Genomic DNA, 24242 nt, shown 5'->3' on the forward strand with positions numbered 1-24242 from the left:
CATTTTGTTAAGGATAGCATACAATGAAATTGAGAGGTGGTAAATTTGGCCATTTTAAATAGAGTGAAGGAATTAAGAGCTCGGTTTAATTTTTCGCAAAGTGTATTAGCAGAAAAAGTTGGAGTGACGAGACAAACAATCGCGGCAATTGAAAAAGGGGATTATGTTCCTTCTTTGTTATTAGCACTTACGATTTGCGATGTGTTCGAGCTCAAGATGGAAGATGTGTTTGTTTTAAATAAGGAGGGGGAAGAGGATGAATAGACTTGTATTTTCCTATATGTTGAATGTACTCTTAATGGTATTAGCAGGTTGGGCATTTATTGAGTTGTATTATTTTACTATCGAAGTTGCGAATTTTATTCAAACGAAGAGGGTACCATTTGAAGTTTCGGTGAGTTTAATGCCAATAGGATTGCTTTTAATATTTGGTATTGTATCGACTGTTCTTTATAAAATTCAGAAGAAAAAATATAAAGAGCTATCATATTGGATGTTTCCACTATTATTTCCTCAAGAAGACGAGCGGGAAAAGGCAATTACAGAAAAGGCTTGTCGTACTACATTTATGTCACTATGGTACGTGTTGCCTTGTGCGGTTGGTTTTTTAACGCTTTCTCCAATTGCTAATCTATATGTTCCTGCATATCCAATATATATTGCATTTAGTATTTTCTTTATTCAAATGACAATTTTCCACGTATCTTTATATCGAAATAAAATCGCTTAAAAAGAAACCTTCTTGCACGTGCAAGAAGGTTTCTTTTTAGCTTATACTTGTACATATAGCAATATTATCTTATCATTTTATATAGAGTAAGATTTTGTAAGGGAAAGGAATTGTATATGAATAAGCAAAGAATTTATAGTATAGTAGCAATCCTCTTATTTGTTGTAGGTGGTGTATTAATCGGCAAGCCATTTTATGATGGATATCAAGCTGAAAAGAAACAGACTGAAAATGTGCAGGCTGTCCAAAAGATGGATTATGAAAAACATGAGACGGAATTTGTAGATGCTTCGAAAATTAATCAACCAGATTTGGCAGAAGTAGCGAACGCATCTTTAGATAAGAAACAAGTAATTGGTCGTATTTCGATTCCAAGTGTTTCATTAGAACTTCCTGTTTTAAAGTCTTCTACTGAGAAAAACCTATTATCAGGTGCAGCAACAGTAAAAGAAAATCAAGTAATGGGAAAAGGGAATTATGCATTAGCAGGACATAACATGTCTAAAAAAGGTGTTTTATTTAGTGATATAGCTTCTCTAAAAAAAGGCGATAAAATTTATTTGTATGACAATGAAAACGAATATGAATATGCGGTTACTGGTGTATCTGAAGTAACTCCTGATAAGTGGGAAGTTGTTGAAGATCATGGGAAAGATGAAATCACGCTTATTACATGTGTATCTGTGAAGGATAATTCTAAGCGTTACGTTGTTGCTGGTGATTTAGTAGGAACGAAGGCGAAGAAATAAAAAAGATGAGGGGAAATCCCTCATCTTTTTTAATCCATCCATTTCACTAGCTTCTTAGAAATTAATAATAAAACACAACCTAATACAATTGCTACAGCGCCAATTACAGTAAATACTTCAGCATACCCAAGTGAAGTTGTGAAGCTTGCAAGTTGTCCACCTAAAATGTTGGCGATTCCTGAGCTTGCTAACCATACTCCCATTAATAAAGAAGCAAGTTTTACTGGGGCAAGTGCACTAACCATTGATAGTCCAACAGGTGATAAGAATAGCTCACCTAACGTATGGAAAAGATACGTAAAGACGATAAATAGTAAGTTTGCTTTTTCTGTAATGTTATGTTCATCACTACCTGTTTTTAATGTAGCGATAACGAGAATGATATAACCGATACCGAGCAAGATCATACCAAGTCCCATTTTAGTTGGGATTTTTAAATCACCCTGCTTGCGAGTTGCAAGTTTCGCCCATAATGCTGAAATGACTGGAGCAAGTAAAATAATAAATAATGGATTGACCGATTGGAACCAAGATGTTGGAACTTCCCATCCGAACACAGAGCGGTCTACAAATTTGTTTGTATATAATGTTAATGAGCTACCAGCTTGTTCAAAGCCAGCCCAGAAGAAGACAACGAAGCATGTTAAAATGACGATAACTGCAGTACGTTGTTTTTCTTTTTTTGTTAACGGTGTATCTCCTACTGATGGTTGTCCATCTGTTGTTTGTAAATCGCGAGTTGGTTTTTTACCAATATCACCAAGGAAGCGATTGGATAGTGTTGTAAATAAAATTTGTCCAATGATCATTCCGATTGAAGCGGCTAAGAAACCGTAACGGAATCCGTAATGTACAACGCCATCAACCGTTGTTTTGAATAAATTTTCTGATAAAAATCCGCAAACGAGTGGAGCTAAAAATGATCCGACGTTAATACCCATATAGAAAATGGTAAATGCACTATCACGTTTTGGATCGTTCTCTTCATATAATTCCCCAACCAGTGTAGAGATGTTCGGTTTGAAGAATCCGTTACCGATAATAATAAGCGCTAATCCGAGGTATAGGCCGACTTGGTTTTGCAAGGCAAATAGTGTAAGGTTACCGATTGCCATTGTTATACCACCAATTGTGATTGCTTTTCGTCTACCTAGGAACCGGTCTGTTAAGTATCCACCAATCATTGGTGTGAAATAACAGGCTCCAGTGTAAAATCCGTAAATAGAGAGTGCCCATGCGGGACTAAAACCAAGACCACCGCTTACTAAAGCTGTCGTTAAATATAATGTTAATAATCCTCGTAATCCATAGTAACTAAATCTTTCCCACATTTCTGTAAAGAAGAGTAAGTATAAACCTGGAGGATGTTTCTTTTTTCTTTGTTGTTCTTTTTCTAGTTGTATCGCTGATTCCATGTTATTTTCCTCCTGACACAAACAAAAACAAAGTTAATAATTTTGTACATTTAATATTTTACCTTATTAACTATTATAAGTCAATAAAGGTTGATTTTTCAGAAGAAATTGGAAAAGAGATATAGCTATAGAATGAGTGTTTCTTTTATGTTAGACTATGGACTATGTTTTCTTTGTAAGGAAGCGGGTTTTTGCATTTTTTTATATGTGGAATTGATTTCATAAAAGATGAAATTAAAGAAGGAGAAAGAGATGAAATTGTTACAGAAAAAAGAAATTTTACTTATTAGTCTTATGTTATTCTCAATGTTCTTTGGAGCGGGGAATCTTATATTTCCGCCTTTTCTTGGGTATGAAGCAGGAGAACATGTGTGGATTTCATTAGTAGGGTTTATTATATCAGCAACAGGTCTTCCTATATTGGGAGTTATTGCGATTGCGAAAGCAGGAAGTTTTCAAACGCTAGCGGGTAGAGTTCATTCTTCATTCGCCATTATTTTTCCGTGTATCGTGTATTTATTTATTGGACCAGGCCTTGGCATTCCACGTGCAGGAAGTCTAGCTTTTGAGATGGGACCGGGTCAGCTATTTCCGGAAGCAGGTAGCGTAGTCTTATTATGTTACACAGTTATTTTCTTTAGTATTGTGTACTGGTTAAGTTTATCACCATCTAAATTAATGGGGTTGTTCGGAAAGGTTTTAACACCTTTATTATTAGGTATGATTGCTCTTATCTTTATAAAAAGCATGTTTACATCGGTAGGCAATGTAAAAGAGGCTGCTGGAAACTATGGACAAGCGCCTATGTTCCAAGGGTTTTTAGATGGATATTTAACGATGGATGCATTAGCAGCTTTAATTTTTGGGATTGTGATTGCAAATGCTCTTCGTGCAAAAGGTATTGAAGATGATAAAGGTTTAGCGAAATATATGAGTATTGCTGGAATTGGTGCAGGACTATTATTATCTATTATTTATGTCATACTTGGATATGTCGGTTCAATGAGTGGTTCATTGGGGACATTTGATAATGGCGCGCAAGTGTTAGCACAAGTGATGACTACATTATTTGGACAAGGCGGAGTCATTTTATTAGGTCTTATTTTTACGATCGCGTGTTTATGTGTTTCAATCGGACTTGTTACATCTTGTAGTCAATTTTTCGCAAGTGCATTTCCAAAAGTAGCGTATAAAATTTGGGCATTTATTTTAAGTTTTGTTAGTATGATTTTAGCTAATTTAGGATTAACACAAATTTTAAAAGTATCGGTACCAATTCTTGGATTTATTTATCCAGTTGCATTAACGCTTATTATTTTAGGGTTATTCCATAAGTATATTGGGAAGTATGTATGCATATATCCAGTTACAATTGTGATTGTAGCGGCATTTAGTGCAATCGATATTTTCAATAAAAATGTAATGATGAATCAGTGGACATCAGTATTGAAATACATTCCGTTTTATACAGAAGGTGTTGGATGGATTGTTCCAGCTATTATAGGTGCTTGTATTGGTGTTATCGTGAGTAGTGTTTTAAATAAGAAGAAATGAGTAAAAAGGTGTTTTCCTATTTCGGAAAACACCTTTCTTTTTTGGAAAAATAGTATTGAAAATGAATAGACTAAGAGTATGATAAAGGTAATTGGTAATATATAGGTTTTGAACGGATGATGAGGGGGGAGCGTATGAAGGAGGATTTGAATAAGAAAATAGAAGCACTCGAAACGGCAATTGAAACGATTCAAGAAGCACTTTTTGAATTGAAAGCAAAACAAAGAGAAATAGAAGTAGAAAATGCTCAGCAACATGTTAGTAAGGAAAAGAAAGAATATATTGAAACGGTAATGGAAGAAAAAACAAAAGAAGAAGTAGTTACAATAAAAGAGCCTGTGCAAGAGCGTGAGGTAAAACAAGTAGATATAGCTGCTTTTAAACCAGAACCATTTAATATTATTAAGTTTTGCCAAACGTGGTTGCCACGCATATTTGTCGGTATTATGTTACTTGGAGTAATCTGGTTATTTAAAGCAGGGGTAGATGCGGGACTATTAACACCAGCAATACGAATTGTGTTTGGTATTGTCCTATCAATCGTTTTTTATTATATAGGGGATATTCAAATTAAACGAGAGCGGCAAGCGCTAGGGTTAGTATTAGCAGGAGGAAGTATAACAGGTATAGTTTTAACGACATTTGCGGCACATTATTTATATGGCTTTATTCCAGCGAGTGTCGCGTTTCTATGTAATATCGCATGGGTCATTTTAGGTATTTATGTAGCGAAGAGGTATCAATCGGAATATCTTACTATCTTTGTAGCGGTAGGAGCTTTCTTCGTGCCGTTCTTATTAAATAGTACGACTCCTAATCCGTATATTTTCTTTGGATATGAGACGATACTAACGCTCAGCTTATTATGGTATGCGTTGAAAAATCGTTATCAGTATTTATATATGATTTCTTATGTTGTTGCTGCTATTATTCTTTTTGTCTTCTTTGCTGTTATGTCAATGTTAGTAGAGGATTTGCAAGTCCATTTAACAGTAGTGTATGGTTTAATTCACTTACTATTATTTTGGCATATGCTTACGGAGAGAAGTTTTATAGTAGAGCCACGCTTGGCGATATTTAGTGCGAATGCAGTCTTCTTTATAATAGCCATTTCAAAAATACCTGAATTTACAACATGGGGATTAATGATAAGTGCACTCGTGCACGCTATTATGTTCGTGTTTGAATATAGGAAGAATAGACATTCTACATTTACAAATCTTTTATTTGGTTTCGCAATGGGGGCCTTTAGTTTAGCGATTTTATATGAGTATAGTTTAGTGAATGCAGCGATTGTACTATTATTACAAGGCTTCCTCGGTATGGTGACTTCTATTAAAGTAAAACAACAGATAAAATTGTATGTTAGTGCGACGGTTTACGCAATTGGAATGATACAGACTATTTTTAGCCCGTTTGATCAATTTATTTCGGCAGGCTTTGTTGCTCATCTTATTTTAATAGGAACGCTCTATTATTGCATGAGACAAGCGAAAGATGTATTAGCGAGCTTTGGCAAGTATGTGTATTCTATAGCACTCTATTGGTTTATGGTGATTGTATTTATCACAATTACTAGAATAGGTGAAGTTTTGTCCACAGATGGAAGCATAATAAGTGTATCTGTATCGTTATTATGGATGGTGTATGCATTATTTGCAGTTTGGCTTGGCCGGAATAAAAATATGAATGAAATATTGTATGCAGGCTTAGTCGTGTTAGTTGTAACGATAGGAAAGCTATTCCTTCTAGACTTACCAGAAGTTTCAATGATGATCAGGGCGGTGTTATTCTTAATAGTAGGTAGTATAGGTATCGTTATTTCAAGGATATTTTTCTCAAAAGAAGAGAAGTAAAAAAGAAGGCAATCCATATCCGGATTGCCTTTTTCATTATTTCTTATTAATCGTTACAGTCTCACTATATTTCGCTGTTGTATTTTGACGTAGACGAAGTGTTGCTTGTCCAGTCGTATTTGGATCGATTTGTACGTTCACAATTTTTTCAGCAGAACCTAAGCTGTTTGTTGTGAAAGAAAATGCACTACTATATCCGAAAGTAGATGGCCAAGTGCCGTTTGTATTTTGAACTTTTGCTACTTGTGTACCGCCAGTAGTGAATATACCTAAAGAATAATTATTGTATGTTGTGTTTGGTAATAAGTTATTTACTTGAATTTTGATTTGGAACACTTCATTGTTTGGTAGAGTGCTAGGGTGTGTAACTACGTAGTCATTTGCTGTTACTGCACCGTTATAGCCATATGAACCAGGTTTAAAAGTATTTGTATTAAACCATTGATAACCTGCATTTGGCGCACTCCAAGGTTCAGGTTGTGGCTCAGTTGATAAGCTTGGTTGTTCAAATGTTTGTAAAGTGGTAGGTAAATCAAGTTGTAAACCATTTACTTGATCTAAACTTGTAAATGTCTCTTTTTTCGATAGCCAATTTACGATGTTTTCTAGTAAAATCGCATCGTTTTCTTCTTTATATCCATCGTAAGTTTTCTTTGTTTGACCAGAATCTTCACGAACGTATTTTGGCGTAGCATCTTCAACAGGAGAAGAGTCTCCAATAAAAGCAGCTTTTCCAAGTCCTACTTTTGCGATAGCAGCATAAGGACCCTCTGCAACACCACCGCCGTTATACACACCGCTATCAACAGCGTTATTCCATTTTGATGGGTTTTCTGGAAGATAAACAAGTCCTTTTGCTAGTTTTGGATTTGTAATTGCTAAAGTAGAACCAGCATGCATTGCTACAGATGAAACCCCTTCTGTAATTCCGAATGATTGTTCAGGTGATACAATGTTTTTAGCGGAAACATCACCGATTGCATTATAGCGGAAGCGAATACCGAAGTTGTCAGATAGCCAATCAGAGCTTTCTACTCCTTGCATAGCTTGTGAATTTGCTTCTTCGTTAGACATTCCTTTTGCTGGATTATCCCAAGCACCGCGTCTATATCCGTTAAATACTTCAGAAGAGTCCCAACGATTTTTATTACGATCTGCATTATAATGATCGGCAATGAAGAAAATACTACCGCCATTTTTCACGTATTGTAACATAGCATCTTGTTCTGATTTTTTGTAAGGAATATTTGCTTCTGGAACGATAAACACATTGTAGTTTTTTAAATCTTCGTATGTAATCGGTGTTGATTTACGTAGTTCTTTTACATGATATCCGTTTTGGGCAATGCCGTTTCCGAAATCAGAAAAGCCACCATCGATAACCCAGTCAGCTGTCCCAGCCGTTTGACCGTGTGTATTATCGAATAATACTTTCTTCCCATTGTTTTGATTTACAACTTTTGCAGCAATTTCAGGAGCTGGGTCTACAGAGCTTTCTGCATAAGTAGACGGTATGAACGAAGCCCCTATACTTAGTGTAATTGCTGTTGCTAAAGAAAATGTAATCCATTTTTTATTCTTCATAGAAGAATCCCCCTAATAAAAAATATATGTGCTTTAATAATGTAATTTATTTTTCTGTAAAAATAAAGACGGAAAACATAAAAAATATTAAAAATTTGTAAAAATAACGTGAATTTTGTTGAGAAATATTTATATAGACATAAAACATCCCTTCCAAGTAATAAGGAAGGGATGTTTTGTTTAACTAATTTTTGAATTAGGCGTTTCATCAATTTTATGAAAACCTTTCATGTAATATACGATAGCTAGACCAATAAGCCAAATTGGGCCAACAATTAATGCAATTCTTGTATCTTCTGAATACGCCATTATACCTAATACGAGTGCAAGAAAAGCGAGTGAGAAATATGAACTTATTGGGTATAAAGGCATTTTATACGACAACTTTTGTTTGTTTTGCATAGGCAAACTTTTACGGAATTTAATTTGAGCGACTAATATAATGCCCCAAGTCCAAATTGCTCCGAAAGTTGAAATGCTAGTAAGCCATGTAAACACTTTTGCGGGTACAAGATAGTTTAATATAACACCAATGAGTAAAACGATAGCAGTTGCTACAATTCCTTGACTTGGAATGCCATTTTTATTTAAACGACCGAATCTTTCCGGAGCTTTTTTCTGCTGAGCTAATGTATACAGCATACGGCCTGTACTAAATAAACCACCATTACAAGAAGAAAGAGCTGCTGTTAATACGACAAAGTTAATAATCCCTGCTGCTTTTGCGATACCGATTTGTTGGAATGTTAATACGAATGGACTTCCTTTCTCACCAAGTTCGTTCCATGGATAAATTGCCATCATAACGAATAGAGCCCCAACGTAGAACAGTAATATTCTCCAAAATACGTTATCGATTGCTTTTGCGAGTGTTTTTTTCGGATTTTGAGCTTCACCCGCTGTAACACCGATTAGTTCAACACCTAAATAAGCGAATAACACCATTTGTAAAGAGAGTAATAAACCAGAGAAACCATTCGGGAACCAGCCACCATGTGACCAAAGGTTTGAAATGCCGGTAGCGATACCGCCGTTTCCGAATCCGAATAAAATAATACCAGCTCCAACAATTATCATACAGATAATTGTGACAATCTTTATGAGAGCAAACCAAAATTCAAGTTCTCCAAATACTTTTACAGATAAGAAGTTGAAAGCACTCATTAATAATAGAGCGAGTAAAGCCCAAGTCCAGCGAGGGATATCCGGGAACCAGTACTGCATGTAAATGCCAGCTGCTGTAATTTCAGCCATACAAGTAACAACCCATAAGAACCAGTAGTTCCAACCGGTAATATAGCCAGCTAGTGGTCCAAGGTAATCATAAGCATATTTACTAAAAGAACCGGCAACAGGTTGTTCAATTGCCATTTCTCCGAGTGCTCGCATAATGAAAAAAATAACGAGTCCAGCGATCATATAACCTAGTAAAATGGAAGGACCAGCTAGTTTAATAGCAGAAGCGGATCCTAAAAATAGTCCAACGCCAATAGCTGAACCGAGTGACATTAAAGTAATATGTCGTTCTTTTAAACCTCGATTTAAAGTTTCAGATTTGTTTGTGTGCTGCATGAGAAGAATCCTCCTTGTAGAGTGAACGATATTTGAATGCGTTTACTAAATATTTAACTATTTCAAATTATAAAACATTTCTATCTGTTGTGCTACAAAAATAAACATGATTAACTGTACTACATCTGTACTTGTCAGACTTAAACTTAAAATTCGAACTATTAGTGAATATATTGACTCTTCTTTTTATTGATTGTTAAGATTAAGTATTATATTTTCTCACATACTAGTAAGAAAAAGAATGTGTGATAATAATTCAGATGTAGGAAGGGTACATAAACATGTTTCAATTACAAAAATATAACACTTCTGTGAAGCAAGAGCTTTTAGCTGGCATCACAACTTTTTTTACATTTGCGTATATTCTTGTCATCAATCCGAAAATATTATCTGATGCAGGTGTACCATTTGATCAAGCTTTTACAGCAACTATTATTGCGACGGTTGTAGGGACGCTATGTATGGCGTTTTTAGCTAACTATCCAATTGTTATTGCTCCAGCTATGGGAATGAATGCGTATTTTGCTTATTCTGTTGTTCAACAGGCAGAGGGGATTACATATGTCATTGCGTTTTCAGCAGTATTTGTAACGGGTATCATTTTTCTATTATTATCTTTCACTTCATTTAGGCAAAAGCTAATTGTCGCAATTCCAGATAGTTTAAAACATGCAATTGCAGGTGGAATTGGACTATTTATTGCTTTTATTGGATTACGCCTTTCTGGAATTATCGTTGATCATCCATCTAATTTAGTTACGATTGGTGATTTTCATTCTCCAGCCGTTATTTTAACTTTAATTGGTTTAATATTAGCGGCGGTATTAATGGCATTGCGTGTGAGCGGTGCATTATTTATTAGTATGATTGTGACAGGAATTATCGCCTTCTTTACAGGGCAGCTGAAGTTTACGGATAAAATTGTTGCGATGCCTCATTTACCAGAGGGGATTATCGTTTCAAATCCAATCAACGCTTTTTCAGATGTAATTGAATACGGATTATATGGCGTTGTATTTTCATTTTTACTTGTACTGTTATTTGATACAACAGGTGCATTACTCGGTTTAATTAAACAAGCAGGTTTAATTACAGATAATACAGAGAAGCGTTTTGGTAAAGCGTTTATTGCGGATGCAATTGGTGGGACTACAGGCTCTATCTTTGGGACAAGTCCAACAGCAGCGACGATTGAATCGTCAGCTGGTATTGCTGCAGGTGGTAAAACAGGATTAACAGGTATTGTAGTAGTTGGCCTAACGATTATAACAGCATTTTTCAGCCCTGTTATTGCTTCTTTATCAAGCGTAGCCGCTATTACAGCTCCTTCATTAATTATTGTAGGTAGTTTAATGGCACAAAGTATTCGTGATATTAATTGGAATGAATTTGAAGATGCATTACCAGCATTTTTAATTTTCGTCGGTATTCCGTTAACGTCTAGTATTGCGAATGGAATTGCAATTGGATTTTTAGTGTATCCAGTCTTAAAAATTGTGAAAGGAAAAGGGATGGAAGTACATCCGTTACTATACTTATTTACAATTTTATTTGGATGTCATTTATTCTTATAATATAGAAATAGGAGAGGAGCTTCTTATGAGAGGCTCCTTTTTTGTGTATAATAAAGTGAAAATGAAATTAGTTACGTAAAATATAAATTACCTAATGGAATATATATGTTACAATGAGGGTAGAGGAGGAACATGAATGGCTGTAAGTAAAATAAAAGTCGCGCGTGTTCAGTTAGATTTAACACAGCAACAATTAGCAGAAAAAGTAGGCGTTACAAGGCAAACGATTAGTTTAATTGAGAAGGGGAAATATAACCCGTCTTTAGATTTATGTTTGAAAATTTGTTATGCAGTAGACAAAACATTGAATGATTTATTTTGGGAGGACGAGGAGTGAGGGGATGAGAATCGTGAAAGATGAACGTTTAATGATTGAGGGGCTAAAACATATTAGGCTAGTTTTCATCTTACAAAATATTTTCATACTAGGTATTGTTTTTTATCGCTACATTTTGCAAGATGCAGGATATGAAAGTGTTTCGGATTTATTAATAGTGTTTATGGGCGGGATCATAATTATTAACTTTTTAAACTTGAAAAATTCAGTGGAAGTGTATGAGCATACAGGGGGAGTATCACGTAGCTATTTCATGAAACTATTATTAATTCCTGTAGGTATTGCTATTGGGATTTTAGCTATTTGTATCGTTGTCACACCAGATATTTCAATAAAGGAAATTAGTATGACAGGACTTATTATGTTTGCTTGTTTTTTAGTTCCTAGTCTGTTCATATACATATATATGAAAAAAATAAAAAGTGAAGATTGAAATATAAGAAAAGCTTTCCCATATTGCGGAAAGCTTTTCTTATATTCTTTTATACAGTACTTTATGAAGGCCAATTGGTTCAATTTCAAAGATTTCACCATGTTCTTGGAAGCCTAAGCGCTTGTAATAGTCAGCTACAGTAATTCGTCCATTACACCATAACATATTTGCTTGACGCTCTTGTAAGATTTGTTCTGCTTTCTGAATTAAGGAGCTTCCAGCGTGGTTGTTTCGAAATTCTGGTAATGTGGCCATTCCTCGTAGACGATAATGAATACCTGTAGGTAGGTCAGGATATATTTCTTTTGAGAAGGAAGCGATACTAATCAGTTTATCATTTATAAATGCCCCTAAGTGAAAGCTGTCTGTTTCATAGTCGGAGGGGTATTTACAATCTGCTAATGTTTGACTCGGGCGCAAAATTTTTTGGCGTAATACGTAAGTTTCAGATCCATCAATATTTTTCACGGTAATCATATTAACACCCTTTCTTATAACGCTTTTTCTGTTAATTGTATAAAAAAATAGGCAGGTGCGGCGAAAAGTCCGAGTATGCTAGCGGTTCCGAGAAGGAGTGAAAGTAAGAGGCAAGAGTACTTTATTCCATTCGACTTTTTCCATCCGTAACTACAAATTTCAATGCTAACACCGATGAGAATAATGGCCACGAGTATTTCGGCTAATAATAAGAGAGCTAAAGTTATAATAGACATAATGTAATCCATCCTCATAATATGTGATAGTAACATTTTACCATATGAAATGGAAAAAAATGCCCCTCAATTATGTGAGAGGCATTTTTCTATTCTAATATGCTTTTTAATGTATCGATATGTTCTTTTGAGCCTGTTACAAGTAATGTATCACCGTGTTGTAGTCTTGTATCACCATGTGGGATTAATGCTTTATTCCCACGATAAATTTGAATGACTAGTACATCACCTAAAAATGGAAGGCGACGAAGTGCAACGCCGTTATATTTATTGCTCCGTAGTTCAACTTCACGGACTGTTTCGTTTGCTGTTGTAATTAAGCGAACGAGACTCGGTTTATCAATTAGCGCACGTAATAGAATACGTGTAGAGTTAATTGTTGAGAATACGGCGATATGTTCTTGTGTTGCTTTTTCTTGTAGAAGTGGATCTTCTACACTTGCAATAACATGTTCAACACCTAGTTCTTTTGCGTGTTCTGCTAATAGTAAGTTTTGTTCATCATCGCTTGTTGCAACAACAACTCGGTCTGCATGAAAGGCTGTTTGTTCAGTTAACGATGCGATTGTGATGTCATCTAATTTCACGATAGGGAAGTCATGTGATTTCGCTTCCTCATCATTTATTTTGTTTTGACGCATCATATATAGTGTTACGTTATAATCTTCTCGTTTTAAATCAAGTGATAATGGAAGGGTAATTCTGCTCGCACCAATAATAGAAACTTTTGGTTTTGGCGTTTCTACTTTTGGGAACATCTTTTTAAATAATATAGGTGCAAAAATACAAGTAATAACTGCGCTTAAAATAAGAGAAGCAGATAAACTTGGACTGATGATCCCTAGCTTTTCACCAATTTGTGCAGCTGCAATAACTAAAGAAAGTGTCGATGTTAATAAGATGGCACTCCCCAGTACGATATTACGTGGATACCATTTTCGTAAAACGAGTGATGGTAACAGCTTTGAAATAAAGAGTCCTACAATTAGAATTGGAATCATTAGCATGCTAGAAGGCTCTTTAAAAATAGACCAAACCTCTAAATTTACACCAACCATTACGAAGAAAATAGGGATGAAGAAACCGTATCCGATAGAATCCAGTTTTTCGACCATATCTTCATTTGGTGATAATAATGATACGAGTACACCTGCTAAGAAGGCACCTAAAATATTTTCAGCTCCAACGGATTCAGATAACCCAACTAATATTAAGATGAGTGCAAAAACAGCTCGTGTATCAATTTGTACACTTCCAGCTTTTAAGCTATCCAAGTATGGAATGTTTTTAAAACGTTTTGCAACGAAGTAAATAACAATACCAGCGCCGAATAGAAGAAGAAGGAGCCACATGCTTTGGCCGCTTTCGGAATTTAATCCAACGAATACAGCGAGTAAAATCATTGTAACTAAATCTGCAATAACAGCGACTAATAAAATGATTTGCCCAATTGCTGTTTTTCCTAAGTTATTCTCTTTTAATGTTGGTACGACAACACCTAAAGAGATTGTTGAAATGATTAAAGTCATAAACATTGCATTATCTACAAATCCTAGCCATACGAATAGTAGTGATAGGGCATAAGATAAGATGAAAATAAATAAGAAGATAATACTTGCTGCTTGGAATGTGTTTGGTTCGTTTGTCGTGTTCTTTTTCCCTTTTTGTTTAAAGATAGAAAAATCAATTTCTAAACCGCTTAAAAACATAAGAAAGATAAATCCTAGTGTCGATAAGACTTGTAGCCACATATCTGGCTCAATAATATTAAACCCACTTTTACCTACAAAGATTCCTGCGATGATTTCTGCAACAACGACAGGAAGTGCTTTTAATTTAAAGCGTTGTAACAAAAGGGGAACGAAAAACGCGATTGCAACGACAACCATAAGTGATAGAACAGAAGTGTGATGTTCCATTGCGTTCTCTCCCTTCAAATAAATATAGTACCTATTTAGCCATATAATAGGTAGAAAAGCAACGCATATGGATTCGATTTCATAAAGAAAGAGTTTTCTTAACATTTGTCATAATAAGTATATTTTTCATGATTCTGTTGTTAATTCCGTAATGTGGATGTAATGGGGGAGGGAATAAAAAAAGACTGCTGAGGAATCTCAGCAGTCTTTTTCATGTACATTACATTGAGAAGAAGATCCATACAGTTAAACCAACTGTTGCAGTTGCAACGAAGAAACTGTAAATCATAGTAAGGATTTGAACTCTTCCTTCTCCTTCTTTTAAATGCATGAACATAATTAATTGTAACAACGCTTGCGCAACAGCCATTATGATAATGGTAGTTAAGATCGTTGATAGTGGCAGGTTTGTGTAAAGTGCCACGTATAGAGCTAGAAACGTTAGTGCAAGCGATAAAATAAATCCGAAAACGTGTGACCAAGGGAATCCGCTATGCGCATGCCCGTTTGCTTGATTGTTATTTTGACCCATTTACGCCACCATCCCGTTCAAGTAAACTAGTGTGTAAATAAAGACCCAAACTAGATCAAGGAAATGCCAGTATAAGCTGATAATGAATACTTTACGAGCTGTAACTGGTGTTAAACCTCGTTTTAAAATTTGGATAATAACACAAGTTGCCCAAATGATACCGCCTGTTACGTGAGCTCCGTGTGTTCCAAGAAGAACGAAGAATCCAGATAGGAAAGCACTTGTTTGAATTGTTGCGCCTTCACCAATATACATAATGAACTCTTCAATCTCGAAGAATAGGAAGCCTGCACCTAAAAGTAATGTAAGAACGAACCATCCAAGCATTGCTTTTTGGTTGTGCTTACGCATTTCGTGAATCACGATACCACATGTGAAACTACTTGTTAAAAGTAGTAATGTTTGAATTAAAAGCGTTTTAAGTTCAAACAGTTGTGCTGGTGTTGGGCCATCTGCCGTACGACCAGCAAGTACTAGATAAGAGGCGAAAAGTGTTGCGAACAGCATAATTTCAGCCCCAAGAAAAATCCAGAATCCTAGGATATTCAATCTGCTTTGTTCGGATTGATATTCCAAAGGTAAGCTTTTATCTAAAGCCGCCATATCATTTCACCTCTCATGCTACATGTTCTGATTTTTTAATTTCATCAACACTGATATAGTAACCTTCATCATAATCGAATGAACGATAGATTAAGCAAGCTAAAATACCAACGCCGCCGATTGCTGCAAGCCAGAACCAGCTAAATACTAATGCGAAACCTGCAAGACCGAAGAATAAAGACGCAATAATAGGCACACCAGAGTTACTTGGCATGTGAATTGGTTTAATATCTTCTGCTGCTGGTGTAATTGTTTCTCCGCGTTTTTTCATGTACCAGAAAGCATCAGCTTCTTTGATTTCAGGAAGTTGCGCGAAGTTGTAATGTTGTACAGGAGATTGAGTTGCCCATTCAAGTGTACGGCCATCCCATGGATCTCCAGTTGTGTCACGTTCACCGTGACGAGCACTCCAAATTACGTTGTAACAAAGAAGTACGAAACCAATACCCATCATTACTGCACCGACAGATGCGATTTGGTTTAACCATCCCCATCCAAGGCTTTCAGAGTAAGTGTACATACGACGAGTCATACCGTCTAAACCTAAGAAGTACATTGGGAAGAAACAGATGTTGAATCCGCTCATAAAGATCCAGAATGTCCATTTACCTAGGCGTTCATTTAACATATGACCAGTCATTTTTGGATACCAGAATGTGAATCCAGCAAGCATAGCGAATACTGTACCTGCGATTAATACGTAGTGGAAGTGAGCGATTAGGAAGTAGCTGTTATGGTACTGATAATCAGCTGCTGCCATACCAAGCATAACCCCTGTAACCCCACCGACTACGAAGTTTGGAATAAATGCCAATGACCAAAGCATTGGAACTGTAAAACGAATACGTCCTTTATACAGTGTAAACAACCAGTTAAAGATTTTAACCCCGGTTGGAATCGAAATCGCCATTGTCGAAATCGAGAAGAATGAGTTAACCGCTGGACCTGCACCCATCGTGAAGAAGTGGTGAAGCCATACGACGAAACTTAGTAAAGAAATTGCAACCATTGAGTATACCATCGCACTGTAACCGAATAGACGCTTACGTGAGAATGTACTAATGATTTCAGAGAAAATACCGAATGCCGGTAAAATAACGATATATACTTCAGGGTGACCCCATACCCAGAATAGGTTGGCCCATAACATTGGCATACCGCCGCTCGCCATCGTAAAGAAGTGAGCATCGAATAGACGGTCAAATGTCATTAATGCAAGAGCAACTGTTAATACTGGGAAAGCGAAAATAATGATAATCGTTGTAATTAAGATTGACCAAGTAAACATTGGCATTCTCATTAAAGTCATACCAGGTGTACGCATTTTTAAGATAGTAACAAGGAAGTTAATACCTGTCATTAACGTACCGAGACCTGAAATCTGTAATGCAATTGCGTAGTAGTTATTTCCTACACCAGAAGTAAACTCTGTACCTGCCATTGGGAAGTAAGAAGTCCACCCAGCGTCTGGAGAACCACCAATTACGAAAGCGATGTTGAATAACATTGCTCCGACAAAGAATAACCAGAAACTTAAAGCATTTAAGAACGGATATGCAACGTCACGAGCACCAATTTGTAATGGTACTACAAGGTTCATTAATCCCATAACGAATGGCATCGCCATGAAAAGAATCATAACTGTACCGTGTGTTGTGAAGATTCCGTTATAGTGTTCAGCGTTTAAATAAGTTGTTTCTGGGAATGTTAACTGTGCACGGATCATTAAACCGTCCATACCACCACGGAATAACATAATAACCGCAGAGATAATATACATGGCCCCAATTTTTTTATGGTCAACAGTTGTTAACCATTCGTCCCAAAGCCATTTCCATTTTTTATACTTTGTTAGTACGAAAATGATTGCTAATGTCACAAGAACGATAGAAGCGTCTGCACCGTAAATAATCGGGTCACCTGTGACAAAGAATTCATCAAGCTTCACTGTGTTCACTCCAATCTGTTGGAATTATAGCTATTATTTTTTGTTTTTGTAGTAGTTGTAATCACAATATTCAAGTGATTTTGGATCTACATAACTTAAGTGATGGCTAGAGAATGTCATACGACCAACTACACCAGGTTTAACAATTTCGTTGTACTTATCTTCTGTTAGTTTAGGAGCAGTTTGTTGTACTTCTTTAACCCACTTGTCATATTTCTCTTTAGTTTTTGCTTCAACTTCGAACTCCATGTGAGTAAATCCTTCACCAGAGAAGTTCGCGCTACGACCTAGGTAAGAACCTGGCTTATCAGCTTGTAAATAAAGGTCCATAATCATGCCATCCATTGTGTACTTCATACCACCAAGTTCTGGTACCCAGAAAGCATTCATTGGGCCGACAGAAGTCAGTTTGAATTGAATTGGTACACCAGCTGGGATGTTTAAATAGTTAACGGTTTCAATTTTTTCCTCTGGGTAACTGAATAACCATTTCCAGTTTGCAGATGTAACATAAATCTCCACTGGTTTAATATGTTTGGACTCTTTCGGAACCTCTTCCGAAGCATAAGTTGCTTTTACTGTTGGAATCGATAATGCGATAACGATAATAACAGGAACAAGCGTCCAAATGATTTCTAATAATGTGTTACCGTGTTGTTCAGGTGGCTCATAGTCCATATTCTCTGGTTTTTCACGATAACGAATCAAGATGACTGTAAACAAGATGAATACAATTGCGATAATTAATGACATAAGCAAGAATGACCAAACAATTAAATCATACTGTGCTTTTGCAACAGGTCCTTGCGGATTTAATACTGCGAGTTTTTTATCACAGCCACCGAGGAACAGAAGTAATGATAACGGAAGAAGCGAAGCCAACTTCCAAAACGCTTTCTTTAGTTGCACGATTGAAAATCTCCTTTCTCCTTGGATTGAAACTATGCCAATAAAACAATATAAACCTATTAATTTATAGAAGGCAATAGTTTTTGAGATATTGTTAAAAAATAGACACAAATGCACACTTTTTAAGGTGAATATCATTTGTAACTTGATTACATTGTAAACTATTTTCCAGAGAAAAATGCGATTGTGAAAATTTTAAGATAAATAAAGTTATACCAGGATACCCAAGAAATAGAAAAAAGCTATCTTATGATAAGAAAGATAGCTGAATATTTTGTATATTTAGTTTACTTTTTTTTTTAGACTTATTTGTTGTTCAAATGTGACAATTTTTTTATATTTCACTTGATATAAAATGTAACAAATAACCATAAATGGAATACCGCAATAAAGAGCGATTCTCTGATCTGGAATGAAAGCTAAACTTACAAATGTAATGAAATTGAGTGAGAATGCTACAATTGGAACGAGCGGATAAAGTGGTGTGCGATATTTTAAATCATTGATGTCACCACCGTTTTTCACGAAGTTTCTACGGAAGAAAAACTGTGAAGCCGCAATTGACATCCAAACGACAACGGCAGCCATCGCTGCGATAGATGTTAAAACTAAAAAGACAGTATCTGCTGCAAATATACTTGTTAATAGGGATAGACTTGCAAAGATTAGACTGAAAATCAATGCGTTTAGTGGTACACCTTTTTTCGTTAACTTCGTAAATGCTGGACTTGCCATTCCTTGTTTTGCCATCGCCCAAAGCATACGTGAATTTGCGTATAGACCAGAATTGGCTACGGATAATACAGCTGTAATAATAACAAAGTTCATAATGTCTGCTGCATATGGAATACCAGCTACATCAAATACAAGTACAAATGGACTTTCGACTAGATTAGCCTCTTGCCACGGGAGTAAACCTACAACAACTGATATGGCTAGGACGAAGAAGAATAGCGTTCGCCAAATGGTATTTTTGATTGCTTTTGGAATTGTTTTTTCAGGATTCTCACTTTCTCCTGAAGCGATTCCTATTAATTCTGTTCCTTGGAAAGAATAATTCACTGTAATCATCGTAAGAAGAACAGCCAATGCACCATTCGGAAATAATCCGCCATTTTCAGTGAAATTGTGAAGCATTGGAGCTGGTTTTCCGTTAAAGTCTAGTAGACCGAACATAACTGCACCACCGAGTACGATGAAAATGACGATGGTTGCGACTTTTACACTAGCGAACCAAAATTCTGCTTCTGCATATGCTTTTGCTGATAGAGCGTTTACAAGAAAGAGTGCTGCTGCAAATGTAACACACCAAATCCACGAAGAAACATCTGGAAACCAGCGTTTCATTAAAATACTTACAGTTGTTAACTCTACTCCAACTGTAACAGCCCAATTTAACCAATACATCCAACCGACAACAAAACCAAAACCAGGTGAAATAAATTTGCTTGCATAGCTTTGGAATGAACCTGCTTCTGGCATAGCAACAGATAATTCACCAAGACATAACATCGTTAAATACATAACAAATCCACCGACTAAAAATGCAAGAATAGCACCACCAGGGCCGGCGTTATGGACGATTTGACCAGATCCCATAAATAGGCCAGTTCCGATAACACCACCAAGTGCAATCATAAATAGGTGTCTACTTTTCATTGTACGTTTTAAATCTGTTTGTTCTACTTGTTGATTCATATGCCCCTCACCCCGTTATTTTTTTATATGTGTTAACTGGTTTTCATTCTGAGTTTTTAATCATTAGTGGGGGATATGACACATACTCGGTTTATTTAATATGAAATGAATGGAGTATGTAAAAAAACGAACTATGACTAAATACTCTAAGAATGTTTTTATTAACAAGGTGATATCTTCACTATGTTAATAATTTTGATTTTAGCAAAATGTTCCTAAAAAGTATATTGTTTTTTCTTTTTATTAAAAATAATTAGAATTTTATAACGATGTAGTTGTGAACAATAATTCACAGAATCTTTCTAGCAAACTAGTAAGAAGAAAGGTACAATGGTAGGAGGTATGTCTGTAAAATAATAATTAATGGAGTTTTGTTTAAAATGAAAAAGTTAAAATATCTTTTTGTTTTTGGAATTATATTTGCTGCTGCGTTTTTTATAGGGAAAGATAAGATTATACAAAAGGCACAAGTGCTACGCTTAGATTTTCTATCTGAAATGAAAGAAGCAGCTATGATTGAAAATGTTCCGTTTATAAAGCAGTTACCAGAATTACCTCGTGGATGTGAAGTAACAAGCTTAGCTATGTTGCTCCAATATAAAGGTGTGCAAGTAGATAAGATGCAACTTGCTAGTGAAATTCATCGAGTTCCATTTGAACAAAATGGCTTGCGCGGAAATCCTTATGAGGGATTTGTTGGAAATATTTATACGAAAGCTGAACCAGGATATGGTGTATACAATAAACCAATCTTTAATTTAGCAGAAAAATATGTTTCTGAAAAAGTAATTAATTTAACAGATAGAGACGTGAAAGATCTATATAAGGTAATTAGTTCTGGTTCTCCAGTATGGGTTATTATTAATACAACGTTTCAGCCGCTAGCTGAAAGTAGTTTTGAAACATGGAATACAAGTTCTGGTGAAGTGAAAATTACATATTTTGAGCATAGTGTAGTAGTAGTTGGATACGATCAAAACTTTGTATATGTAAATGATCCACTAAAAAATAATCCACGTTTCGCTGTTCCACGAGCAGAGTTTGAGAAAGCGTGGGAGCAAATGGGGAAACAAGCAATTACTATTTTATAATAATGAAAAAGCCATCTTTTGATGGCTTTTTATTTTTAAGTAAATTTAATAGAAAATTCGGAAGATTCTTTTAAAAGTTAACAATTCACGTTATAATAACATTTAACTTGGTGAAGAAGGGGAGAAGAGAAATGGATGTTGCAAAAGAACTTGTTTTGTCAAAGGATCAGTTGGTTGAGTGGAGAAGGCATTTTCATAAGTATCCAGAGTTATCTTTTCAAGAAGAGAAAACATCGCAGTTTGTGTTCGATATACTTCGGGAAATCCCATGTTTAGAAGTATCAAGACCTACTAAATATAGTGTAATGGCAAGGTTGATTGGAAAGCAGCCTGGTAAAATAGTTGCGGTTCGAGCTGACATGGATGCTCTTCCTATTCATGAAGAAAATGAGTTTGACTTTATTTCTACATATCCGGGTGTAATGCATGCATGTGGCCATGATGGACATATAGCGATATTACTTGGAGTTGTACATAAGTTAGTAGAAGCAAAAGAGAAGATTAAAGGGGAGATTCGTTTTCTATTCCAACATGCTGAAGAAAACTTTCCTGGCGGTGCAGAGGAAATGGTTGCAGCAGGTGTAATGGAAGGGGTCGATTATATTATTGGTGCTCACCTTTGGGCATCGTTAGAGGTTGGAAAAGTAGGTGTAATTTATGGTCCTGCAATGGCTGCCCCAGATGTTTTTAAAATTATAATAGAAGGAAAAGGTGGACATGCTGGAATCCCTCATGAAACTGTTGATAGTATTGCAATCGGTACACAAGTGGTTTCGCAACTTCAGCAAATTGTATCTCGCCTCACGAATCCGTTAGATTCTCTTGTAGTATCTGTTACGCAATTTCACGCTGGGACAACCCATAATGTGATTCCAGAACAAGCGGAGATTGAAGGGACAGTGCGGAGTTTAAGACATGAGTTGCGAGAAGAAACAGAGAAAAGGATTGAACAGATTGTAAAGCATGTGACGGAAGCTTACGGAGCGAAATATACGTTTTCTTATGAATATGGATATCGTCCAGTAGTAAATGATTATGAAGTTACAGAGATTATTGAGCAAACAGCATTACAGCTTTATGGAAGGGAACGAGTTACTCGTTTACAGCCGACGATGGCTGGAGAAGATTTTTCAGCATTTTTACAAAAAGCACCAGGAACATTCTTTTTTATCGGAGCAGGAAATAAAGAGAAAGGAATTATATATCCTCACCATCACCCTCGTTTTACGATTGATGAAGATGCATTACCGATTGGCGTACAAGTCTTTGTATCATCAATTATGAATTTCATAAGTAAAGGAGAATGAGATGAAGAACATACACGTATTAGCGCTTATTCCAGTTTTTTGTTTAGTTATTGGACCTGTATTTGCTAATTCAGTTACTCCTTACATATTAGGGATGCCGTTTTTATTATTTTGGATATTATTATCAGTGCTTATTACATCTCTTTGTATGGGGATTGTGTACGTATTTGATCCTGCTAATAAGGGGGATATAAAATGACCGCATTACTTATCATTATTTTATTTTTGTTTCTCGCATTATTTTTAGGAATTCGGGCACAACATGGAAAAGATATGAATTTAGAGCAATGGTCAGTTGGGGGAAGAGGTTTTGGTACTATTTTTGTTTTTCTTCTTATGGCAGGTGAAATTTATACGACATTCACATTTTTAGGTGGAAGTGGATGGGCGTATAGTAAAGGAGCGCCTACTTTTTATATTTTAGGTTATGGTGCATTAGCTTATATTTTATCTTATTTTTTATTACCACCAGTTTGGAAATATGCAAAAGAGCATAATCTAGTTTCACAGCCAGATTTTTTTGTGAAGAAATATAAGAGTCAGGCACTTGGCCTTATCGTTTCTATTATTGGAGTTATTTCGATTATCCCATACCTTGTTTTACAGTTAAAAGGATTAGGAATTATCGTTTCGGAAGCGTCTTACGGAAGGGTATCACCAGTTATCGCAGTGTGGATGGGCGCAATTGTTATAACGATATATGTAATGGTTTCAGGTATACATGGCTCTGCTTGGACGGCCGCTTTGAAGGATATTATGATCCTATTTATCGTTATGTTTTTAGGTATATATTTACCGTATCATTATTACGGAGGATTTCAGCCGATGTTTGAAGCTGTAGAAGCAGCAAAGCCAGGATTTTTATCTTTACCTGATGAAGGAATGAGCATTTCTTGGTTTGTTTCTACTATTGTCTTAACAGCTCTCGGTTTCTATATGTGGCCCCATACATTCGCTTCTGCTTTCTCTGCAAAAAATGAAAAAGTATTTCGTAAAAATGCGGCCATTATGCCACTGTACTCTTTAGTTTTACTTTTCGTGTTCTTTGCAGGGTTCGCAGCTATTTTGCAAGTTCCTGGATTAAAGGGAGGGGATGTAGACCTTTCGTTATTCCGTCTGGCTCTTCAAACTTTTGATCCTTGGTTTATTGGGGTTATTGGTAGTGCTGGAGTTTTAACGGCATTAGTTCCGGGTTCTATGCTTGTCATGGCCGCTTCTACATTATTAGCGAAAAATATTTACCGAACAATGGTCCCATCTGCTTCGGATCGACAAGTGGCAAAAGCAGCGAAATTATTTGTTCCTGTAGTAACGCTTGTAGCTGTTTTGTTTACTTTTAAAGGTGGAGAAACGATAGGAGCACTTCTTTTAATGGGATATAGTATAGTGACACAACTTTTCCCTGCACTTGTATGTAGTTTGTTTCCACGTCAGGTTATTACGAAGCAAGGAGCAATTGCAGGGATGGGGATTGGAGTGTTAGTGGTTGCGTATATTACTTTATCTGGTTCAACTATAGCTACGATGTTTCCGGGTTTCCCTCAATATATAAAAGATTTAAATGTAGGTATAGTCGCATTGTTAATGAATATGATTGTGATGTTTATCGTTAGCGGGTTCACGAAAAATGTGTCTATAAAAGCGGACAATACAATAGTAGAAAAGTAATTCATATGCTAGAGCTATCTTTGAAAAGAGATAGCTCTTTTTTGTATATA

23 protein-coding genes are annotated in these 24242 nt (G+C 35.9%); 12 read left to right on the forward strand and 11 right to left on the reverse strand.

Annotated elements, in window-relative coordinates:
- Positions 1-45 precede the first annotated feature (45 nt).
- The 3 genes from EKQ63_RS05170 to EKQ63_RS05180 all read left to right on the forward strand — a co-directional run bounded on the left by EKQ63_RS05170 (position 46) and on the right by EKQ63_RS05180 (position 1479).
- Complete coding sequence (locus tag EKQ63_RS05170) at positions 46-264, forward strand: helix-turn-helix transcriptional regulator (RefSeq protein ID WP_140168788.1); 219 nt, start codon at positions 46-48, stop codon at positions 262-264.
- The gene (locus EKQ63_RS05175; RefSeq protein WP_001081111.1) at positions 257-730 is read left to right on the forward strand and encodes a hypothetical protein; all 474 of its coding nucleotides are present in this window, start codon (positions 257-259) and stop codon (positions 728-730) included. The genes EKQ63_RS05170 and EKQ63_RS05175 overlap by 8 nt, the downstream gene beginning before the upstream one ends.
- Before the next feature lie 116 nt (positions 731-846).
- On the forward strand, positions 847-1479 hold the full coding sequence (locus EKQ63_RS05180) for a class A sortase (RefSeq protein WP_001041721.1): 633 nt from the start codon (positions 847-849) through the stop codon (positions 1477-1479).
- Between the two features lie 29 nt (positions 1480-1508).
- Here EKQ63_RS05180 and EKQ63_RS05185 read toward each other — a convergent pair whose 3' ends face one another.
- Positions 1509-2894 carry a peptide MFS transporter gene (locus tag EKQ63_RS05185; RefSeq protein WP_087953816.1) on the reverse strand — a complete coding sequence of 462 codons (1386 nt, stop codon included), beginning with the start codon at positions 2892-2894 and terminating at the stop codon, positions 1509-1511.
- A gap of 252 nt (positions 2895-3146) precedes the next feature.
- Between EKQ63_RS05185 and brnQ1 the strand changes: the two genes are divergently transcribed.
- Positions 3147-4448 carry a branched-chain amino acid transport system II carrier protein BrnQ1 gene (gene brnQ1 / locus EKQ63_RS05190; protein WP_143880795.1) on the forward strand — a complete coding sequence of 434 codons (1302 nt, stop codon included), beginning with the start codon at positions 3147-3149 and terminating at the stop codon, positions 4446-4448.
- Between the two features lie 134 nt (positions 4449-4582).
- The gene (locus EKQ63_RS05195; RefSeq protein WP_087997406.1) at positions 4583-6304 is read left to right on the forward strand and encodes a DUF2339 domain-containing protein; all 1722 of its coding nucleotides are present in this window, start codon (positions 4583-4585) and stop codon (positions 6302-6304) included.
- 36 nt (positions 6305-6340) lie between these two features.
- Here EKQ63_RS05195 and EKQ63_RS05200 read toward each other — a convergent pair whose 3' ends face one another.
- Both EKQ63_RS05200 and EKQ63_RS05205 read right to left on the reverse strand, forming a co-directional pair.
- A complete protein-coding gene (locus EKQ63_RS05200; RefSeq protein WP_000791499.1) occupies positions 6341-7888 on the reverse strand; it encodes a DNA-binding protein in 1548 nt (515 codons plus the stop codon).
- Between the two features lie 180 nt (positions 7889-8068).
- A complete protein-coding gene (locus tag EKQ63_RS05205; protein WP_001164885.1) occupies positions 8069-9460 on the reverse strand; it encodes an amino acid permease in 1392 nt (463 codons plus the stop codon).
- 281 nt (positions 9461-9741) lie between these two features.
- Between EKQ63_RS05205 and EKQ63_RS05210 the strand changes: the two genes are divergently transcribed.
- The 3 genes from EKQ63_RS05210 to EKQ63_RS05220 all read left to right on the forward strand — a co-directional run bounded on the left by EKQ63_RS05210 (position 9742) and on the right by EKQ63_RS05220 (position 11804).
- Positions 9742-11034: an NCS2 family permease gene (locus EKQ63_RS05210; RefSeq protein ID WP_000487206.1), complete on the forward strand. Its 1293-nt coding sequence runs from the start codon at positions 9742-9744 to the stop codon at positions 11032-11034.
- Between the two features lie 136 nt (positions 11035-11170).
- A complete protein-coding gene (locus EKQ63_RS05215) occupies positions 11171-11371 on the forward strand; it encodes a helix-turn-helix transcriptional regulator (protein WP_000301179.1) in 201 nt (66 codons plus the stop codon).
- A gap of 4 nt (positions 11372-11375) precedes the next feature.
- Positions 11376-11804, forward strand: a complete 429-nt coding sequence (locus EKQ63_RS05220) for a hypothetical protein (RefSeq protein WP_143880796.1) — start codon at positions 11376-11378, stop codon at positions 11802-11804.
- A 39-nt stretch (positions 11805-11843) separates the two neighbouring features.
- On the opposite strand, the gene EKQ63_RS05225 is transcribed toward EKQ63_RS05220, so the two are convergent.
- From EKQ63_RS05225 to EKQ63_RS05260, 8 genes are all read right to left on the reverse strand, one after another.
- On the reverse strand, positions 11844-12281 hold the full coding sequence (locus EKQ63_RS05225; RefSeq protein WP_000633755.1) for a GNAT family N-acetyltransferase: 438 nt from the start codon (positions 12279-12281) through the stop codon (positions 11844-11846).
- 14 nt (positions 12282-12295) lie between these two features.
- Entirely contained in the window at positions 12296-12553 is a 258-nt protein-coding gene (locus EKQ63_RS05230; RefSeq protein ID WP_003296716.1) for a DUF4022 family protein, read from the reverse strand.
- Positions 12554-12606: 53 nt separating this feature from the next.
- Complete coding sequence (locus EKQ63_RS05235; RefSeq protein WP_143880797.1) at positions 12607-14436, reverse strand: monovalent cation:proton antiporter family protein; 1830 nt, start codon at positions 14434-14436, stop codon at positions 12607-12609.
- Between the two features lie 220 nt (positions 14437-14656).
- Entirely contained in the window at positions 14657-14968 is a 312-nt protein-coding gene (gene qoxD, locus EKQ63_RS05240; RefSeq protein ID WP_000531379.1) for a cytochrome aa3 quinol oxidase subunit IV, read from the reverse strand.
- A complete protein-coding gene (gene qoxC, locus EKQ63_RS05245) occupies positions 14969-15571 on the reverse strand; it encodes a cytochrome aa3 quinol oxidase subunit III (RefSeq protein ID WP_000729318.1) in 603 nt (200 codons plus the stop codon). It abuts the gene before it with no gap.
- A 13-nt stretch (positions 15572-15584) separates the two neighbouring features.
- Positions 15585-17519, reverse strand: a complete 1935-nt coding sequence (gene qoxB / locus EKQ63_RS05250) for a cytochrome aa3 quinol oxidase subunit I (RefSeq protein WP_140168787.1) — start codon at positions 17517-17519, stop codon at positions 15585-15587.
- Between the two features lie 33 nt (positions 17520-17552).
- The gene (locus EKQ63_RS05255) at positions 17553-18428 is read right to left on the reverse strand and encodes a cytochrome aa3 quinol oxidase subunit II (protein WP_001176167.1); all 876 of its coding nucleotides are present in this window, start codon (positions 18426-18428) and stop codon (positions 17553-17555) included.
- A gap of 282 nt (positions 18429-18710) precedes the next feature.
- Positions 18711-20126 carry an amino acid permease gene (locus EKQ63_RS05260; protein ID WP_143880798.1) on the reverse strand — a complete coding sequence of 472 codons (1416 nt, stop codon included), beginning with the start codon at positions 20124-20126 and terminating at the stop codon, positions 18711-18713.
- Between the two features lie 380 nt (positions 20127-20506).
- Between EKQ63_RS05260 and EKQ63_RS05265 the strand changes: the two genes are divergently transcribed.
- From EKQ63_RS05265 to EKQ63_RS05280, 4 genes are all read left to right on the forward strand, one after another.
- Positions 20507-21217, forward strand: coding sequence for a C39 family peptidase (locus EKQ63_RS05265; RefSeq protein WP_000734471.1), 711 nt, complete (start codon positions 20507-20509; stop codon positions 21215-21217).
- Between the two features lie 131 nt (positions 21218-21348).
- A complete protein-coding gene (locus tag EKQ63_RS05270; RefSeq protein WP_087953810.1) occupies positions 21349-22524 on the forward strand; it encodes an amidohydrolase in 1176 nt (391 codons plus the stop codon).
- 1 nt (position 22525) lies between these two features.
- Positions 22526-22723: a DUF3311 domain-containing protein gene (locus EKQ63_RS05275; protein WP_087953809.1), complete on the forward strand. Its 198-nt coding sequence runs from the start codon at positions 22526-22528 to the stop codon at positions 22721-22723.
- Positions 22720-24192: a sodium:solute symporter family protein gene (locus EKQ63_RS05280; RefSeq protein WP_088327627.1), complete on the forward strand. Its 1473-nt coding sequence runs from the start codon at positions 22720-22722 to the stop codon at positions 24190-24192. Before EKQ63_RS05275 ends, EKQ63_RS05280 begins: the two co-directional genes overlap by 4 nt.
- Positions 24193-24242: the final 50 nt, after the last annotated feature.

The organism is Bacillus sp. BD59S, from assembly GCF_007363175.1.
Lineage (GTDB): Bacteria > Bacillota > Bacilli > Bacillales > Bacillaceae_G > Bacillus_A > Bacillus_A pacificus.